Below are 17,894 nucleotides of genomic sequence, written 5' to 3'. Positions count from 1 at the left end.
GCGACGCAACCCGATCACCCCCGGTCGAGGGCAAAGCGGGCAACCACGACCGCGACGTTATCCGGGCCGCCGGCCTTGAGGGCCCGCTCCACGAGCGACCGACACGCCCCGCCGGGGTCGTCGAACCGGGACAGGTCGGCGGCGATGTCCTCCTCGGTCACCGGCTCGGTGAGGCCATCGGTGCAGAGCAGGAGGGCGTCGCCGTCCTCCAGGTCGAGCTTGTGCAGCTCGACGTAGACCCCCTCGTTCGGCCCGCCGACGACGTTCGTCACCACATTCCGGAGGCCGGGCCGACGGGCATCCTCCGGGCTGATCTCCCCGGCGTCGAGGAGCATCTGCGCGTAGGTGTGGTCCCGGGTCAGCCGTCGGAGCGTGCCGCCTCGCAGAAGGTAGGCCCGGGAATCGCCCGCGTGGGCGATATACAGCTGCCCGAACACGGAGTAGGCCATGGTCAGCGTCGTGCCCATCCCCATGAGCGAACGGTCGTCCCGGGCTTTCTGGTAGACATCATGGTCGGCGCGTCGGAGGGCATCCCTCAACTCTCGGACGAGCTCGTCCTTCTCGCCGGGCTCGAAGTGGAGGAACCACTTGAAGCAATTCAGGACGAAGTCCTCGATGGTCGAGATGGAGAGCTCGCTGGCCCGTTCGCCCGCCGCGGCCCCCCCGAGGCCGTCCGCGACGACGAGGAGGTGGGCGATCTCCTCGGCGAACCGGCTGCGGCCGGCGTGTTCGAAGCTGCTGCGGCAGACGTCGAGCCGCTTGGTCAGCCGAGCGATGAGGAAGTTGTCCTCGTTGTTCTCCCGCCTGAGGCCGCGGTCGGTCAGGCCCTCGCACCGCGTCCGGACCCGGAGCAGGGGCCGTTCGGCGGTCGCCGGGTATTCGATCGTCGAGTCCTCGATCGGCGAGGACGGCTCGTCGAAGTCAATGACGGGCATCGGTGGCGCTCCCGGGGGCGATCGACGGGCGGGCGGATCCCGCACCGGTCGATCGCCCTGGCCATGCCAGTTTCATGCCGAACTCAGGATCCCCCGGGGGAAGATCCCGCACCGGCCCCGACCGGCACCCGGCCCTGTGCCTCCGGCGCGATGCCCCCCGACACCGGGGCCTCGTCGTGGACGGAGAACCGGAGGCCCATCCGACGGGTGAAGTTCGTCCACATGTCGAGCAACACGTAGAAGACCGGGGTGACCACCAGGGCCAGCAGCAGCGAGAGCATCTGGCCACCGATGATCACCTTCGCCATGCTCGCCCGGCTGCCCGCCCCGGGCCCCTGCCCCAGGGCGATGGGGACCATCGCCGCGACGAGCATCACCGTGGTCATCAGGATCGGCCTCAGGCGGAGGTGGTTGGCGGCGACCACCGCCTCCCGCCTCGGCCAGCCCTCGGCCCGGAGGTCGTTGGCGGCATTGACCTGGAGGATGCCGTTCTTCTTCACGATGCCGACGAGCATGAAGAGCCCGAACATCGCGTAGAGGTCCATCGGCGTATCCCAGAGCAGCATCGAAAGCAGGCCGAACGGCACTGTGACGGGCAGGGCCATCAGGATCGCCACCGGCTGGAGCCAGCTCTCGAACTGCGCGGCGAGGATCATGTACATGAAGACCCCCGAGAGCACGAACGCGACGGTGAAGTAGACGAAGGTCTCCTCCAGCGTCTTCGCCTGCCCCGAGACGACCGCCCGGTAGCCGGGCTCCATGCCGATGTCGTCGAGGATCTCGTTGGAAAGGCTGACGACCGCCCCCAGCGGCATCTCGTCGGTCGGATTGCCGAGCACGGTGACGATCCGCTCCCGGTCGAGCCGCTCGATCTCCGTCGGGCCGAAGTCGGGCTCCAGGCTGGCGAGGCTGGTCAACTTCACCAGTCCTGCGCTCGGGGAGAAGAGGTTCAAATTCTCCAGGGCCTCGGGCGACCCCCGGTCCTCCGCCTGGGCTCGGAGCCAGACGTCATACTGCTCCCCCGCGTCCCGGAAGGTCGTTACGGGCAGGCCGCCGACCATCACGCGGAGGCTCTCGCCGATCGTCTGGACGGGGATTGCCAGGTCGGCGGCGCGCTCCCGGTCGATCGAGACGCGGACCTCCGGCTTCCGCAGCGAGAGGGACGTGTCGAGGTCGGTGATCCCGCCGTTGGCCGCCAGGCGATCCCGGAGCACCTGGGCATATTCGGAGAGCTGCTCCAGCTCGGGTCCTGCCAGATTCATCTGGAAGATCTGGGCCCGGGAGCCGCCCTGGAAGGCGGAGACGTCGTTGACGCTCACGCGGAGGTCGGGGTACACCTCCATCAGCTTCCGGGCCTCGTCCTGGACCTCGAACTGGCTGAATTCTCGCTCCGACAGCTCGGGCATCCGGACGTAGATCGTCGCCTGGGTCACGTCCCCCTGCCCCTTCACCTGCACCCCGGTCGACAGCGAACCGATGGTCGTGAACAGGGTCTTCGAGCCCGGGAGCGCCTTGAGCCGGGCTTCCAGGTCGCGGCTCAGGCGGTCGGTCTGCTCCAGGGTGTAGCCCTCGGGCGTCTGCACGACGACCTCGTATTCGCTCTGGTCGTCCCGGGGGATCAGGGAGAAGCCGGTCGCCATGCCGATCGGCACGGTCGACCCGATCGCCAGGATCGCGAGCAGGATGACCATCAGCGTCCCGAGCCGGGTCAGCGACCGACGGAGGATCCAGCCGTAGCCGGCGTCGACGATCCGGTAGAAGAACCCCGACTTCGACTTCGCGTGGCCGGTCTGCCGGGCGTCCTCCAGCTTGAGGAACCGGGAGCAGAGCATCGGGGTGAGCGTGAAGGAGACGAACAGGCTCATGGCCACCGCGAAGGCGACCACGAACCCGAAGCTGGCGAAGAACCGGCCGATGATCCCGCCGATGAAGGCGATCGGCAGGAAGATGACGATCAGCGAGAGGCTCGTGGCGAAGACCGGCAGGGCGATCTCCCGGGTGCCGAGGCGGGAGGCGGTCATGCCGTCCATCCCGTCCTCCTCCATGTGCCGGAAGATGTTCTCGTGCACGACAACCGCGTCGTCGATCACGATGCCGATGGCCAGGATCAACCCCAGCATCGTGATGTTATTGAGCGTGAACCCCATCACGTCCATGAACAGGAACGTGGGGATGATCGAGGTCGGGATGGCCAGGGTCGCGATCAGCGTCGTCCGCCAGTCCCGGATGAACAGAAGGATCGTCCCGGAGACGAGCACGCCGGCCAGCAGGAGGTGGAATTTCACCTCCTCGATCGACTGCTCGATGAACCTGGACTGGTCCTTGATGATCACCGTCTCGATGTCGGGCGGCAGCGACTCCGAGAGCTCGGCCAGGCGTCCCTTGATCTCGTGGGCCACCTGCACGGTGTTCGTGCCGGACTGCTTCTGCACCACCAGGCTCACGGCGTTCTCGCCGTCGAGCCGGGCGAGCGACCGGGGCTCCTCGACCGAGTCCTCCGCACGGCCCACGTCCCGGATGCGGACGGGATACCCGTTGCGGGTGGCGATGATCAGGTCGTTGAACTCCCGCTCCGTCTCCAGCCGGCCGAGGACCCGGAGGATCTCCTCCCGGCTCCCCCGGTCGACCCGACCCCCGGGGACCTCCAGGCTCTGGCGGACGAGCGCCGATCGCACGTCGTCGATCGACATGTTGTAGGCCGAGAGCGCATCGGTGTCGACGACGATGTTCATCGCCCGGATCCGGCCGCCGACCAGGGTGATGGCGCCGACCCCGCTGACCGTCTCCAGCCGCTCCTTGATCCGGCGTCGGGCCAGCTCGGTGACCTCCCGGAAGTCCCGGCGGCCGGAGACCGCGATCGTCAGGATCGGCATCGCGTCGGTCTCGAACTTGGCGACCACCGGCGACTCGATCCCGTCGGGCAGGTTGGGCAGGACGGAGTTGACCTTGTCCCGGACCTCCTGCACGCCCACGTCGGCCTGCTTCGAGAGGTCGAACTGCACGGTGACGACCGAGATCCCCTCGAAGGTGGTCGAGCGCAGCTCCTCGATGCCGGAGATGGTGTTGAGGATGTCCTCGATCGGCTTGGTGACCGAGGTCTCCATCTCCTCGACGCTGGCATTGGGCAGCACCGTGGTGACGGAGGCCACCGGGAATTCGACGTCGGGGAACAGGTCGACGCCGAGCCGGTTGTAACTGACCACCCCCAGCACCACCGGGATCAGCACGAGGACCCAGGTGAAGACGGGGCGGTTGATGCAAACGTCCGAGACGGTCATTCCCGGGACCTTTCAGGGTGACGGCGGGACCATGGTATGCGTTCGATTCGGCCGCCCGATCGCGTCGACGCCGCATCCGGCGGTGCCGGGTGAGCGGCGATCGGCCGAGGGCGCCGGCCATCTGACCGAAGCTGTGCATTACCCATGTCTGGGCCGCGGGGGGTCGGGAACAGGTGGCCGTTGCGGGCGGATGCGCCCGGCAATCAGGGTCGACGTACGGGCGGAGAGGAGGAACACCCGGAAGATCACGAGGGCGGGGCGGATCAGGAACCCGAGGATCAGGTCATTCGTGGCCGATGGGTCCAGATGTGCGTGGGTCCCGGGATCCGTGCCGGGCTCGATCCCTCCCGGTTCATGGCATGGGCCGACGGGCCGTCGCCCTCGGCGTCATCCGTCCTCGTCCGACGCCTCGCCCTCGGCTCCGACCGCGGGCTCCTCGGCCTCAGGCGACTCGTCCTCGGCCAGGCCCGGGCGGATCACGACGGGGGTTCGGTCCGCGAGCCGGGTCTGGCCGCTGGTGATGACGACCGCATCCTCGGGCAGGCCGCCGAGGACCTCGACCAGGCCGTCCCGCTCCGCCCCGGTCTCGATCGCCAGTTCCCGGGCCTGATAGCCGTCCGGGCCCGTCTCGAGCAGGAACAGCTTGACGACGCCGGCGAACCGGACGATCGCCTCGATCGGCACGAGGGTCGCCTCCGATTCCCGGACGGTGATGATCCTGGCCTTGGCGAAACTGCCCGGGTGGAGGGTCAGGTCGGGGTTCGGGACCTCGGCCTCGACCTCGAAGGTCCGGCTCACCGGATCGACCGAGGGGTTGATCCGGGCCACCGAACCTCGGAAGATCCGGTCGGGGAAGGCGGCCGTCCTAAGCCCGACTTCCTGGCCCTGGGAGACCTCGGCGACGAACCGCTCCGGGACGCTCACCCTCAGCCGGAGCGGGTGTTCCAGCACCAGGTCGATGACCGGATCGCCGGGGCGAAGGAACTGCCCCTCGGAGACCTGCCTCCGGCTGATCGCGTACCGGACCTCCTCCGGCGAGTCGACCCCGGGAGGCAGCGCCGAAGGCCTGGGGGCGACGATCTGCATCTCCCTCAGGGCCTCCTGCGCCTGCTGCAGAGCGACGTGGCTCGACAGGGCGTCGGCGATCACGGTCCTGGCGGTCATGACCGCGTTCTCGCGTGCCGCCTGGGCGATCCGCTCTTCGCTCTCGGCGTCCTGGAGTTCCTGCTGGGTGCCCGCGTTCCGCTGGGAGAGCTGACGCTGGCGATTGAGCCGGGTGGTGGCCTGGTCGAGCGTCGCCCCGGCCTGCTGGATCGCCGGGATTTCCAGGATGATCCGGTTGACCTCCTCGTTGGCCAGCAGCTCCTCGGAGACCCCGTAACGCGAAGTGAACTCCTCCGCCTGATCGGCGGTGATGCCCAGGCGGACCAGCTCGCCGAGCAGCCGGGACCGGGCCTCGTCGACGGCGAGCCGCGCGTCGACCGGGTCGAGATCGACCAGCGGCTCCTCGGGAGAGACCCGGTCTCCCACGTCGTGACGGACGGCGACGACCCGGCCGGTCTGCTTCGAGCCGAGCGTCACCTCCTCCCAGCCGTGCAGCGTGCCCACAACTTCGATGGCCCGCTCGACGGGCCGTCGGACCGCCTCGGCGGTGGTCACCACCACCGGCTTCGGTGCGCCGGGCGAGGCGTCCAGCTCCCGTTCGGCGGCACCGCCGCAGCCGGAGCCGAGGATCGGGCCCAGGGCCGCCAGGATCAATCCGGCCAGGGCCCGCCGGAGTCCGTTCGACGCGATCAATGTCATGGGTCCCTCGAAGGTCCATCGCCCTCCGCCCCGGAGACCGGGGCGGGCGACCTCCCCGCGGCGAAGCCGAGGAGCACATCCTCAACCAGGCGACGCGCCAGCCCCGCCTCGAGGTTCGCGCCCTGGTACAAATAGTCCGCCGTGTAGAACGTGATCAGTCCCTGGACCGCGGCGGCGCATCGCCTGGCCCGGTCCTCCGGGACGATCCCCGCCCGGACCAGCCCCCGGACCGCTTCGTTGAGCAGCTCATTCAGCCGGCCTCCATAGACGGCGACCTCGGCCGAGAGTCCCGGTGCGTTCGGTCCGAAGAACAGGCCATAGACGAACCGGGCCCGGTCCGGCTCCTCCCGACAGAAGGCGAAGTGGCTCTCGATCTGCTCGGCCAGGTGACGGATCGGCTCGCCGGGTCGATCCAGCCCCGCCCGGATCTCGTCGATCAGCCGATGCATCGGCCGGGTCAGCAGCGCCTGGGCCAACCCTTCCTTACTGCCGAAGTGATAGTAGAGCGTCGGCTTGGTCACCCCGGCGGCCTCGACGACCTCCCGGACCGAGGTCGCATCGAACCCCTTCCCCGAGAACAACCGGGCGGCGACCCGGAGGATCTCCCGGGCCGTCTCGCTCCCCGACACGTCGGTCAACTGCGCTCGATCGACCTCGGGCACGGTTACTCCTCTCGTCTCTATACCGAACGGTAGGTAGTATGGCGAGATCCCGGGTTTTCGTCAAGACCTGGGCCGTCTCCCCCGCTGGCCAGGGGCGGCGCCGGCGGTTAGTCTCGGACGGGGGGCGGAGTCGCCCTCGAATCCCGACGGAGTGCCGAGATGAACCGGAAGACGGTCCGACCGAACCTGGAGATCGCGGATCAGCCGACGAGCGAAGAGATCCTGGGCCTGAAGGCCGAGGGCTTCACCGCGGTGGTGAACCTCCGGCGCCCGGGGGAGCCCGACCAGCCGATGGACCCGGCCGCGGAGGCCGAGGTCGCCCGTCAAGCCGGGCTGGATTACCTCAGCGTGCCGGTCGGCGGGGAGCCCCTGGGAGCGCCTCAAATCTCCTCGGTCTGCGACCTGATCGATCGTCATCCCGACGGCAAGGTCCTGATCCACTGCAAGCAGGGGGGCCGGGCCGCCGGCCTCGCCCTGCTCCACCTCGCCCGGGTCGAGGGCTGGCCGGCCGGGGAAGTGGTCGAACGCGGCCGAGCCCTCGGCCTGGAGCTACCTCCCCCGGTGCGGGCCCTGATCGAGCACGCCCTCGGACGTTGAACCCCACCCCCGGAGCCGAACCATGCGGGCTGCATGCCTCATCCTGTCCTTCGCCTCACTCCCCACCGCCTTCTGCACCGCCCAGGCGCCCACCCCGAACCCCGTCCCCGACGCCGAGCTGGTCGACGAACTCGCCTCGGCCCCCCTGGAGAACCCCGACCGGGTCGCCCGCCTCAAGGCGCTCTACGAACAAGCCGGGGCACCACCCGAGGCGATCACACTCCAGGAGGTGCCGGGCCGTCGGGACGACGACCCCCTGCTGCACAACGTCATCGTCACCAAGCCGGGGACGACCGGCTCGGTCATCGTCGTCGGCGGCCACCTGGACAAGGTCCCAGCCGGGGCCGGGGTGATCGACGACTGGTCCGGTGCCTGCATGGCGTCGAACCTGTACCAGGCCCTCAAGGACGTCCCGACGGAGCACACGTTCGTCTTCATGGGATTCGCCTACGAGGAGCAGGGCCTCGTCGGCTCCCGGATCTACGTCGACCAACTGGGCGAGGAGGGGGCGGCGAACGTCCGGGCGATGGTGAACCTGGAGGTGCTCGGCGTCGGCGGCCCGTTCCTCTGGACCAACGGCTCGAATGACGCCCTGGAGGCGATCGCCCACCGGGTCGCAGAGGAACACGACCTCGCGCTGGAGGACCACGTCATCCCCGGGGTCGGCGCCGATTCGATCCCGTTCGAGGACGCCGGGATCCCCACGATCACCTTCGACGGCCTGCCCGTCGACCGATTCGAGCTGATCCACTCCGACAAGGACCAATTCGAGAACGTCGACCAGGAGGCCTACACCCGGACCTACGCCCTGGTGCTCCGATACCTCCTGGAACTGGATCGGTCCGAGGAGATTCCCGATCATAAGGGCGACGGACCCGACGACCTCCCAGCCTCTCCCGATCAGGAGTGACGCCATGCACGACCGACCCCGATGCAACGGCCTCCGCCTCCCTCGCCGCGAGTTCCTCTCCGGGGTCGCGGCCATGTCGGCGCTCTCGGCGATCCGGGCCTCGGCCCAGGAGCCCGGCGCGGCGGCCGACCCGGCGGCCATCGACGGGCCCCTCGGGATCCCCGGCCCCTACCCCGGCCGGGTGATCGAGGTCCGCAAGCCCGGCATGATCTCCGACGGCGTCCGAGACCGGGCCGCCATCAAGGCCGCGCTCGACCGGGGGATGTCCGAGCTGACCGGCGCCGACGACGCCGTGTCCGCCTGGCGATCCTTCTTCGAGCCCGGCGACGTCGTCGCGATCAAAATGAACCCCGTCGGCCGACCCCTGGCCAACAGCTCCACCGAGCTGATGCTGGAGGTCGTCGAGGGGCTCAAGGCCGCCGGCGTGAAGCCGAAGGACATGTTCGTCTTCGAGCGCTATCGCGGCGAGTTCGTCGACGCGGGGATGGACAAGGGGATCCCCGACGGCGTCAACTGGGGCGGCCTGACCTACGGCGACGACCCCTCCCAGCTGGAACTCTCCTGGCCCGACGGCGACCTCGTCTCGGGCTACGACCCGGACGAGTTCGTCTCGATGAACCTGATCCACCGGGATCACGACCCGAAGGACGACCGCGCCTACCGTTCCCACCTGGGCACGCTGATCACCCGGAAGGTGAACAAGGTCGTGCTCCTGCCGGTGCTGAAGGACCACGGCTCGGCCGGCATCACCGGCGCCCTGAAGAACATGAGCCACGGGCTGGTGAACAACGTCGCCCGGTCGCACAGCTCGGCCGAGGCGAACGTCTGCAACCAGTTCATCCCCCAGGTGGTCAGCCACCCGATCATCCGCAAGAAATGCGTCTTGCAGATCATGGACGGGATCGTCGGCGTCTACCAGGGCGGCCCCTTCGCCCGGGCCGAGAACCCGCACTGGACCTGGGAGAACAACGCCTTGATGCTGGCGACCGACCCGGTCGCCATGGACCGCATCGAGTGGGACCAGATCGACGCCAAGCGCCGTCAGATGGGCCTGGCCCCGGTCGGGGCCGTCGGCAAGCTCGGCGAGGATGCCGAACGCGAGGGCTTCGACATGCGGCAGCCCCAGCACGTCGTCCTCTGCGGCTACCTCGGCCTCGGCGAGTACCGCCGTGAGCACATCGACCACCGCGTGATCGACGCCTGATCGGGCAGATCACGGCCCCGGCAACGCGAGAGGCCCGGCGGGGAGTTTCTCCCCGCCGGGCCTCCGTCCGTGCCGGATTCCCGATTGACCGAGGCCTCACGGGCAGGTCAGGCAGCTCGGCACCGCCACCGGCACCATCGAGCAGACGGTCACGGGCACGGGACGGGCCACGACCCGGGGGACGCAGCGCTGCACGGTCACCGGGACCTGCTCCTGGACCGTGATCGGCACCTGACGCTCGGCCGTCTCGGTCACATAACGCACCTGCTGCACCGGGACACGCTCGACGCGCTCCTCGGCGACGTACCGGCAGGTGGTGACGGGGATGCGCTCGACGCGCTCCTCGGCCACGTAACGGCACGTCTGGACCTGGTACGGCTCGACGCGCTCCTCGGCGACGTACCGGCAGGTGGTGACGGGGATGCGCTCGACGCGCTCCTCGGCCACGTAACGGCACGTCTGGACCTGGTACGGCTCGACGCGCTCCTCGGCGACGTACCGGCAGGTGGTGACGGGGATGCGCTCGACGCGCTCCTCGGCCACGTAACGGCACGTCTGGACCGGGACTTGCTGATACCTCGTCTCCGCGACGTACTTCGTCTCCGAGACGGTCCGGACGACCGGCCGGGAGACGAAGACGCGTTTGCAAACCGTCCGGGGTGGGCACTGGACGGAGACCGTCGCGAACGCCCGCTTCTTGTGGTGGAACAGGCACCCGAGCAACCCGGTGGGGCGGGGCTGCTCGCAGGTGTCGCACGGGTCGGCGGCGACGGGGACGCGACGCTGGACGATCGGCCCGGGGACGACCTCCATCTGCGTCTCGTACGCGCCGCACTCCTCCACCACCTGGCGCTGGGTCACTACCGGCTTGAGCACCCGATATGGCCGCTGGACCACCGAGGTCTCGATCACCGGCTTCATCACCGAGTACCGCCGCTCGTGCTCGACGGTCTCGTAAGTCGGCCGCATCACCGAGTAGCGCCGTTCGCGCTGCTGGGTCTCGTAGACCGGCTTCATGACGGAATATCGGCGCTCGCGCTCGGCCGTCTCGTACACCGGCTTCATCACCGAGTAGCGGCGTTCCCGCTGCTGGGTCTCGATGACCGGTTTCATCACGCTGTAACGCCGCTCGCGCTCGGCCGTCTCGTACACCGGCTTCATCACCGAGTAGCGGCGCTCCTGCTCGACCGTCTCGACCACCGGACGCATCACCTGGTATTGCTCGGTCCGAAAGGCCCTGCGATACCGGGTCTGCATGACGGTGGTCGGCTGGACCTCGTAGACCGTCTCGTAGACGGTCTGCATAACCGTCTCGTACCTCGGGGCCATCGCCACGACATCGACGGTCTGCACCACCGGGGCGGCGCAGATGCGATACGACGCGGCCCCGCAGTACGTGGCCCCGGCCGGGGCCGCGGTCCCCAGGACGAGCAGGGCCAGCGCGGCGCACCGCGTTAATCCCTGTCTCTTCGACATGATCGTTACCTCCGAGCCGACTTTCGGCTCTCCTCGCTGGTGCAAGACTCGTTCGGCGACTCAATCGAGGCGAAGGGAGGGGGATCCCGTCCCTGGGAGGCTCCTCCGCGTGCTGCGGGTCATCCCCGATCGGCTCCGGCCGATCGCCGGGGATGATCCCGAGAACTCTCCGCTCCAATATAACATGGGCAACCTGGCATATCCGGAGAAAACACTTCTCCGCAGTGCCCGCAAAGCCGTAAGACCAGCCAACTTGACCCAGGCGCCCCAGACGTCACGATCGGCGCCGCCGAGATCACCGGGTCTCCTGGGTTCGTCCCCGAAGACTCCAGGGCAAACCGGATGCCCGCCCACTCATCGAGGGCCTCGAGTCGACGGAACCTTCGCCCGAATTGAGGGTTATCGCATCGACCCGGGTCTCGGCCTTGAGGTAATCCTTACAACCCGCGGGGGCAAACTTACAGCGACCCTGGCGGGCCGGGCGACAGTTCTCGATTCTGGGACACGCCCGACGCCGCCCCCCGTCGATGTCCCGCGGTTGAAGTCTCGCTCATCGGTCGATTAACGCTCGATTTGGAACGATCACGCACGATCGCCCGCGAATAATTCAAAGATCAAGCGACTTGGGTCTTGCGATCCCATGCGATGTTGTTATATCTTGCGACATGGCGCTGATGCCAACATTTCGAGAACGACTCCGTTTCCCCGACGCTGGGGGAATCCAAGTCTGGAGAGGGCCGCGATGACGCGACAGATGTCCGGACTCGTGACGTTCCTGCTGGAGCGGGCTTCGATTGATAGGGGGGTGGGCGAGCCGATCTCGTGCCTGAGGTGCGAGGGGGGGCTGGGCCTGACCCAGCCCGACCCCGACGACCCGGATCGGCTGATCGGCACCTGCGGGGCCTGTGGTTCCTGGTTCCTGATCCGCCAGGTGGGGGAGGGCCCGCTGCTGGACGTCCTGGCCCTGCCCGGTCCGGGGACGCCGGAGGATCGCGGCCTCCCCCGCCTCTGGTCGGCGCAGGAGGCCGAATCGATCCAGGTCCGAGCCTGATCGATCCTCAGGATCGACGCGTCCGGCTCCCCTTCTTCCTCGGGGAGGGTGGGCCGCCCGTCCGCCTCGGTGGGGGCGGCGAACCCGGCCGCTTCGGCCTCCTCGGGCCGGTGCGGGACTCGGGCAGCTCCATCCCCTCGGGGAGTTCCGAGGCGAGGACGAGGTCGAGTTCCCGGCGGTCGACATCGACCCGCCAGACCCGGACCTCGACCCGGTCGCCGAGCCGGAACCGCTGCCCTCGCCTGCGGCCGATCAGGCTGTGCGTCTCCCGCTCCAGGTCGTAATAGTCGCTGTGCAGGCTGGTCAGGTGGACGAGCCCCTCGACGGGCAGCTCGATGAGCTGGCAGAACAGGCCGAAATCCTCGACCCCGATGATCACGGCGTGGTAGTTCTGGCCGATCTTGTCCCCCAGGAACGTGAGCAGCTTGATCTTGATCAGCTCCTGCTCGGCCGCCTCGGCCCGGCGCTCGGTCCGGGTACAGTGCTCCGCCATCGCCACCAGCTCGTCCACGTGCTCCTTGGGACGCTTGCCGGCCAGGGTGGCGAGCAGCGCCCGATGTACCTGGAGGTCGGGATAGCGCCGGATCGGCGAGGTGAAGTGGCAGTAGTCCTCGCTGGAAAGGGCATAGTGCCCGGTCCGCTCGGCGACATAAGTCGCCCGCTTCAGGCTCCGGAGCAGGCCGAAGTGGACGGCGTGGCGCTCGGGCTGGTCGGCGGATTCGTTCAGCACCCGCTGCAATTCGAACCGGCTCTGCGGGCTCTCGATCGCGTAGCCGAGGCTCCGGGCGAACTCGGCGAAGTCGCGGAGCTTCATCGGGTCGGGGTCGTCGTGCCCCCGACGGAGGAAATCGAGGCCACGGCCGGTGAGGAACTCGGCGACGGCCTCGTTGGCCGCGAGCATGAACTCCTCGATCACCTGGTGACTCTCGTCGTCCTGTGCGAGGTGGGCGCCGACGACCTCGCCCTCGTTCCCGAGTTCGACCTCGACCTCGGGCATGTTCAGCTCGAGGGCACCCCGCGCGAATCGCCGCTTCCGCAGCGTCATCGCCAGCTCGAGCATCCGGCCGAGCATGGCGTGGACCGGGGGCGAGACGCCCTCGATCTCGCGATCGGGGTTCTTCATCGCCTCGAACGCCTGCTCATACGAGAACCGCTGGTCGACCCGGATCGCCGACCGGACGAATCGGGTCCCGGTGCGGACCCCCTCGTTGTTGAATTCGAGCAGGGCGGAGACGGTGTAGCGCGTCTTCCCCTGCTGGAGGCTGGCCAGGCTATTGGAGAGGACTTCCGGCAGCATCGGGACGACCCGGTCGGGCAGGTAGACGCTGTTCCCCCGCAGCCGGGCGACGCGGTCCAGCTCCGAGTTCGTCGGGACGAAGTGGGAGACGTCGGCGATGTGGACGCCGAGCTCCCAGTACCCCCGGTCGTCCCGGGAGAGGGTGATCGCGTCGTCGAAGTCCCGGGCCGTGGCCGGGTCGATGGTGACGGTGAGCACGTCGCGCAGGTCGGCCCGGCCCTCGACATTCGCCTCGTCGAACGCCCTGGCCTGCTCCCGGGCTTCCCGGAGCACGTCCTCGTCGAATTCGTCGGGGATGTTATAGGCGCGCAAGACCATCAGCGTATCGACGCCCGGCGTCCCCCGGGGGCCGAGCACCTCGGTGATTACTCCCTCGCCCTCCAGCTCGGGGGAGGGGAATCGAACCATCTCCAGCACGACCTTGTCGCCGGGACGGGCCCCCTTGGCCCCGGGGTCGCCGACGTAGATCGACTCGTGGAAGGTCGACTTGTCGACCTTGACGAAGCCGTCCCCGTCCTGCTCGAAGTACGTCCCCACGAAGACCCCCGAGGCACGCTCGATCACGTCGAGGATCTTGCCCTCGTGGTTCATCCCCGGGGTCCGCGCCCGCCGGGTGATCTTCACGGCGACCTGGTCGCCGGAAGAGGCGTCGGAGGTGTACTTCTCCGGGATGAAGATGTGATCGGCCCGGTCATTGGCCCCGTGGGGGCGGACGAACCCGAACCCCTTGGCCGTGCGACGGAAGGTGCCGACGATCGCCCCGCTCGACGACTTCTTCGCGGCCTCCGTCGCCTTCTCCAGCGTCTTGTCCCGTGCGACGACGAGCTTCCCCGCCTTGACCAGCCGCTTCACCGCCCTGCGGAAGTCGGGGTACTCGTCGGGGGGGATGTCGAATTCCCGGGAGAGGGCCTTGACGGTCTTCGGCTGGTACCCGGGCCGGGAGAGGGCGCCCATCACCCGGGATTCGTGGTCCGGCGTCGCCATGGCGCTCCCTCCGAGTAGGTGTGACCGCCCCCGCTCTCGGCCCGGTCGCGGCGTGCCGGCGACGGGATCAGGCAGACCATTCGCCGGGCTCGGAGCCTTCCTCGGCCGTCGGGGCGCCCTTGTAGAGGCGGTGGCCGAGGTTCGCGTCATAGGAGGTCCAGGCCGAGCCGATCGTCGGGTCATCCCGGATCTGTCGGGAGAAGGCGTGCACCTTGGCGTCGAGGTTGTCCAGGTAGTGCAGCGCGATCGCCTCGGGGGTCATCGGCGGCTTTGGGCTGCCGAAAGCCGGGGGCCCGTGATGGCTGACGATCATGTGCTTCAGGCGCATCAACCGCTCGACCGGGAACGCCTCACCCGTCAGGTCGACCGTCCGCCTGACCTTCTCGCTGAGCAGCTCCACCCCGATCACGATGTGCCCGACGAGCTGCCCCTCGTCGGTGTAGCCGAAGGCGCGGTCGTAGTCCAGCTCATACACCTTGCCCGAGTCGTGCAGGAAGATGCCGAGCAGCAGGAGGTCCCGGTCGAGCCCCTGGTAGAGCCCGGCGATTCGGTCGGCCATCTCCATCAGCGTCAGGACGTGCTCGAGCAGCCCGCCCTGGTAGGCGTGGTGCACCCTGACCCCCGCCGGGGCGGTGGTGAATCGCCGGAGGAAGTCGTCGTCGATCAGGTAGCACTCGGCGAGGGCGCGGAGGTGGGGATCCGAGACCCCCATCAGGAGTTGCCGGAGCCGGGCGGTCATCTCGGAGACGCCCCGGGACGCCTGCGGCAGGAACTCGCCCGGGTCGATCCCCTCGGCAGGGGTCGGGTCGATCTGGGAGAGGATCAGCTGGGCGGCCCCCTGGAAGATCTGGACCTTCCCCTTGACCTTCAAATAATCTCCCGCGTCGAACAACCGGGCCTGATCCTCGGACGCGTTCCAGAGCCGGGCCCCGATCAGGCCGGATCGGTCCCTCAGGTCGAGTTGGAGGTAGAGCTGCCCCTGGCGGTTGGACCGGAGCTGCTTCTCGGCGACGAGGAAGACCTCATCGACCGCCTCGCCGTTGGCAAGCTGCTTCACATATTGGCGCGTCATGGTGCGGGCGATCGGTTCTAAAGGCGGGAGGAGGCAAGGCGTCGGGTCCCGATCGCGGATCGGGACGGATCCGTCTCGGTCGGGAGGAGCGATTCTAGGCCCCCCCGAACCGGCCGGTCAAGCCGACCCGCTCCCCCGGCCGGTCGAGGCGGATCCGGGGGAGTATCCCGGACCCGCCCCTCGACGACCCTGCATTCGGCGAGCCGGACTCAGCCCGGTCGACGAGCCGCCCGCAGGGCGGCCAGCCGCTGGGCCAGCTCGACGGGGCGGGCCCGGAGCCCGGCCATCGGGGCGATCGGGCCCCGGTCCTGGAGCTGGAGCCGGGCGGCCAGCCGCTCGGCGAAGACCCGACGGCGGGCCGGCCGGGGCACAGGCTCGCCCGGCGACGGGGGCGTGCCGGGATCGACGGGCCCCTCCGAGGTCCCCGTCGGCGTGTCGAACGGCGGGTAGGGGAAGGGCCGATCGGCCTCGGCGGCCGGGCCGATCACCCCGGCCGGGGGCAGACCGAGGCCCGAGTCGTCCACCAGCCGGGCGAGTTCCAGGGTCGGGTCCGGGCCGCGGTCCAGCTCGCTGATCTCCCGGATCTCGTCCTGCGGGTCGACCACCACGCCGACGAAGTACGGGGCCCCGGTCTCGGGAAGCGTCACCGGCTGCATGGCGTCGAGCACGGCGACGTTCGGGCGATCCAGGAGGGTCTGGTCCCCCGGGACGAACCGCTCCGTCGGGGCGAAGGAGAGCGGGAGGATGTTGCCGACGGTGAAGGTCCCCAGCACGATGTCCCCCGGCCCGAACGCCTCGTCGAGCGAGGCGACCACCTGGACGACCACCGGGGCCTGGTCGATCGTCGGGGCGGCGCCATAGTTGGCGACCTTGACCTGGGGGACGATCGTGTCCCCCGGATTGAGGACCGGGGGCAGCCCCAGGGCGATCGCCTGCAGGTCGGGCAGGTCCGGGACCAGCAGGAACGAGGCCGCGGGTCGGAAGACGTTGTTGGTGCGGTCCAGATCCCGGACGTCCCGATCGGGGTCGAGTTCCAGGGTGATGAATCCGTTCGAGCCGACCCCGGGATAGCCGGCCGGCGGCTCCTCGGGCAGGCTGACGACCCCGGTCACCTGGACGAGCCGGTTCTGGGGCACCGCCGGCACGCTGATCGTCCCCAGCAGGATCCGATCGCCGAAGGGGGAGTGGGCCTGATTGGTGTAATACACCTCGATCTCGGACGGCCCGGCATCGGCCGCGCTGGCCTGACCGGGGAACTGGGCCAGGGGCTCGGGGATCGAACTCTGGCCGAGGTTGGAGACGTCGACCGTGACGGCGATCTCGCCCCCATAGGCCGCGACCGGGCCGGTGTAGGCGTTCAGGATCGCCAGGTCGGGGATCGAGAAGCCGAGTGGGGTGTAGGCCAGCAGGTGTCGGCCTTCGAGTGCCTCCGGCGTGATCGGGGCCGGTCGGCGTCGGGTTCTCGTCGTTCCGTTGCCCCGCCGCGGGTGTCGCTCAGTCATTGCAACCACCTCTCACTTCCCAGCGGCCGGGGGCGACGCGCCCCCTGCCCCTCGTCGTGGGTCGGATCTCAAGGGGTCGGCCCGGGAGACGTCGCGAACGGTCGGTCGGAGCCATCACGCCTCTGCCGGAGGACGAACCCTGTGCTCGCCCTCCAGCATCGACGCGGATCCCGGACGCCCATCGGCCGAAATCGGGGACTTCTTCGGCCGGAGGTCGTGTTCTATCAAGCGAATCTGTCACGCCGCCCGCACCGGGAGGCGGGATGGTGACGGTCGGGGCGATCGTCCCGAAGGGGACCGGCACCAGAGCGGGTCGATCGGGCCGTCGTCGAGTCGGACGACCCTCCGGGCCGTCCCGATCGGCGTCGAGATCGGGAGGCCATCGAGGGGAGGATCATTGGGGTGGGGGACGGGTCAGCCGCGTTTATTTCGGACCTCGTCCTCGATCAGCTTGAAGAAGTCGTCATCCTGGTCCTGTGCGGGGGGAGCGGCGAGGGGCGGGTCGTCCCCGACGGGCTCGGCCTCCGGGCCCTGGACACCGGGGCCGTCCGGGGGGCCGGGCTCGGGCCGGGGCTTCGAGGCCCTGGGGGCAGCAGGGGGTCGGGGGCGCGAGTCGTCCGTGAAGCCGGCGAGCTCCATCAGCGAGGTCGGCTTGCGGGCCTCACCGGACCGGATCGCCTCTTCCTCCTCGAGCAATTGCTGGCTGTCCACGAGCGGGGCGGCCGGCTCGTAGTCGATGTGGAACAGGTGCGAGGCGATCGCCAGCTCGTCATCGGGCATGATCGACTGGACCCGCGACAGCTTCTGTCCGTTGATCTTCGTGCCGTTGGTGCTGCCGAGGTCCCGGACATGCCAGGTGCCGTTGATGAACGACAGCACGCAGTGCCGACCCGAGACGTTCTCGAAATCGAGGCGGATGTCGCTCGACGGGCGGCGGCCGATGGCGACCTCTTTCTTCTTCAAGGGGATCGGGTCGCCACCACCGACGGGCTTCATGGTGCCCAGGAGCGTACCTTCCTGCATGATCGGCGTCTCCCGATGGGTCGGACGTGCCGGCCCGCCTCGCGAACCGTCCCGACGCCCATTTGGGCGCCACATTCAGGCTAACGAAGGAAATCGGCCC

At 69.0% G+C, this 17,894-nt stretch carries 13 protein-coding genes; 4 read left to right on the top strand and 9 right to left on the bottom strand.

What is annotated here, in order from left to right; all coding sequences use genetic code 11:
- Window positions 1–14: 14 nt before the first annotated feature.
- The 4 genes from ElP_RS06760 to ElP_RS06745 form a co-directional block, all read right to left on the bottom strand.
- Entirely contained in the window at window positions 15–935 is a 921-nt protein-coding gene (locus ElP_RS06760; protein ID WP_145267888.1) for a PP2C family protein-serine/threonine phosphatase, read from the bottom strand.
- A gap of 83 nt (window positions 936–1,018) precedes the next feature.
- On the bottom strand, window positions 1,019–4,213 hold the full coding sequence (locus ElP_RS06755) for an efflux RND transporter permease subunit (RefSeq protein WP_145267887.1): 3,195 nt from the start codon (window positions 4,211–4,213) through the stop codon (window positions 1,019–1,021).
- Window positions 4,214–4,600: 387 nt separating this feature from the next.
- Window positions 4,601–6,016: an efflux RND transporter periplasmic adaptor subunit gene (locus tag ElP_RS06750; RefSeq protein WP_145267886.1), complete on the bottom strand. Its 1,416-nt coding sequence runs from the start codon at window positions 6,014–6,016 to the stop codon at window positions 4,601–4,603.
- Window positions 6,013–6,678 (bottom strand): TetR/AcrR family transcriptional regulator, encoded by a 666-nt coding sequence (locus tag ElP_RS06745; RefSeq protein WP_231749527.1) that lies wholly within the window; start codon window positions 6,676–6,678, stop codon window positions 6,013–6,015. The genes ElP_RS06750 and ElP_RS06745 overlap by 4 nt, the downstream gene beginning before the upstream one ends.
- A gap of 159 nt (window positions 6,679–6,837) precedes the next feature.
- Here ElP_RS06745 and ElP_RS06740 point away from each other — a divergent pair, with 159 nt between their 5' ends.
- Genes ElP_RS06740 through ElP_RS06730 form a run of 3 tightly spaced genes read left to right on the top strand, consistent with a single transcriptional unit; the run spans window position 6,838 to window position 9,389 of the window.
- On the top strand, window positions 6,838–7,275 hold the full coding sequence (locus ElP_RS06740) for a beta-lactamase hydrolase domain-containing protein (protein WP_145267885.1): 438 nt from the start codon (window positions 6,838–6,840) through the stop codon (window positions 7,273–7,275).
- A gap of 22 nt (window positions 7,276–7,297) precedes the next feature.
- Window positions 7,298–8,185 carry a M28 family metallopeptidase gene (locus tag ElP_RS06735; protein ID WP_145267884.1) on the top strand — a complete coding sequence of 296 codons (888 nt, stop codon included), beginning with the start codon at window positions 7,298–7,300 and terminating at the stop codon, window positions 8,183–8,185.
- Window positions 8,186–8,189: 4 nt separating this feature from the next.
- The gene (locus tag ElP_RS06730; protein WP_145267883.1) at window positions 8,190–9,389 is read left to right on the top strand and encodes a DUF362 domain-containing protein; all 1,200 of its coding nucleotides are present in this window, start codon (window positions 8,190–8,192) and stop codon (window positions 9,387–9,389) included.
- A 96-nt stretch (window positions 9,390–9,485) separates the two neighbouring features.
- Here the strand turns inward: ElP_RS06730 and ElP_RS06725 are convergent, their stop codons facing one another.
- Entirely contained in the window at window positions 9,486–10,865 is a 1,380-nt protein-coding gene (locus ElP_RS06725) for a hypothetical protein (protein WP_145267882.1), read from the bottom strand.
- A 742-nt stretch (window positions 10,866–11,607) separates the two neighbouring features.
- Between ElP_RS06725 and ElP_RS06720 the strand changes: the two genes are divergently transcribed.
- Entirely contained in the window at window positions 11,608–11,916 is a 309-nt protein-coding gene (locus ElP_RS06720) for a hypothetical protein (protein ID WP_145267881.1), read from the top strand.
- 7 nt (window positions 11,917–11,923) lie between these two features.
- Here the strand turns inward: ElP_RS06720 and rnr are convergent, their stop codons facing one another.
- From rnr to ElP_RS06700, 4 genes are all read right to left on the bottom strand, one after another.
- On the bottom strand, window positions 11,924–14,197 hold the full coding sequence (gene rnr / locus ElP_RS06715; protein WP_145267880.1) for a ribonuclease R: 2,274 nt from the start codon (window positions 14,195–14,197) through the stop codon (window positions 11,924–11,926).
- A gap of 67 nt (window positions 14,198–14,264) precedes the next feature.
- The gene (locus tag ElP_RS06710; RefSeq protein WP_145267879.1) at window positions 14,265–15,269 is read right to left on the bottom strand and encodes a 3'-5' exoribonuclease YhaM family protein; all 1,005 of its coding nucleotides are present in this window, start codon (window positions 15,267–15,269) and stop codon (window positions 14,265–14,267) included.
- 209 nt (window positions 15,270–15,478) lie between these two features.
- Window positions 15,479–16,771: a hypothetical protein gene (locus ElP_RS06705; protein WP_145267878.1), complete on the bottom strand. Its 1,293-nt coding sequence runs from the start codon at window positions 16,769–16,771 to the stop codon at window positions 15,479–15,481.
- A 414-nt stretch (window positions 16,772–17,185) separates the two neighbouring features.
- The gene (locus ElP_RS06700; protein WP_145267877.1) at window positions 17,186–17,794 is read right to left on the bottom strand and encodes an FHA domain-containing protein; all 609 of its coding nucleotides are present in this window, start codon (window positions 17,792–17,794) and stop codon (window positions 17,186–17,188) included.
- Between the last annotated feature and the right edge of the window lie 100 nt (window positions 17,795–17,894).

Source organism: Tautonia plasticadhaerens, assembly GCF_007752535.1.
Classification (GTDB): Bacteria; Planctomycetota; Planctomycetia; order Isosphaerales; family Isosphaeraceae; genus Tautonia; species Tautonia plasticadhaerens.
This window is presented reverse-complemented; position numbering and strand designations above follow the sequence as displayed.

What these genes read in the sequence shown, in the direction of transcription:
- ElP_RS06760 (WP_145267888.1), bottom strand. Translation starts at nt 935, where the DNA reads ATGCCCGTCATTGACTTCGACGAGCCGTCCTCGCCGATCGAGGACTCG.
- ElP_RS06755 (WP_145267887.1), bottom strand. Translation starts at nt 4,213, where the DNA reads ATGACCGTCTCGGACGTTTGCATCAACCGCCCCGTCTTCACCTGGGTC.
- ElP_RS06750 (WP_145267886.1), bottom strand. Translation starts at nt 6,016, where the DNA reads ATGACATTGATCGCGTCGAACGGACTCCGGCGGGCCCTGGCCGGATTG.
- ElP_RS06740 (WP_145267885.1), top strand. Translation starts at nt 6,838, where the DNA reads ATGAACCGGAAGACGGTCCGACCGAACCTGGAGATCGCGGATCAGCCG.
- ElP_RS06735 (WP_145267884.1), top strand. Translation starts at nt 7,298, where the DNA reads ATGCGGGCTGCATGCCTCATCCTGTCCTTCGCCTCACTCCCCACCGCC.
- ElP_RS06730 (WP_145267883.1), top strand. Translation starts at nt 8,190, where the DNA reads ATGCACGACCGACCCCGATGCAACGGCCTCCGCCTCCCTCGCCGCGAG.
- ElP_RS06725 (WP_145267882.1), bottom strand. Translation starts at nt 10,865, where the DNA reads ATGTCGAAGAGACAGGGATTAACGCGGTGCGCCGCGCTGGCCCTGCTC.
- ElP_RS06720 (WP_145267881.1), top strand. Translation starts at nt 11,608, where the DNA reads ATGACGCGACAGATGTCCGGACTCGTGACGTTCCTGCTGGAGCGGGCT.
- rnr (WP_145267880.1), bottom strand. Translation starts at nt 14,197, where the DNA reads ATGGCGACGCCGGACCACGAATCCCGGGTGATGGGCGCCCTCTCCCGG.
- ElP_RS06710 (WP_145267879.1), bottom strand. Translation starts at nt 15,269, where the DNA reads ATGACGCGCCAATATGTGAAGCAGCTTGCCAACGGCGAGGCGGTCGAT.
- ElP_RS06705 (WP_145267878.1), bottom strand. Translation starts at nt 16,771, where the DNA reads ATGACTGAGCGACACCCGCGGCGGGGCAACGGAACGACGAGAACCCGA.
- ElP_RS06700 (WP_145267877.1), bottom strand. Translation starts at nt 17,794, where the DNA reads ATGCAGGAAGGTACGCTCCTGGGCACCATGAAGCCCGTCGGTGGTGGC.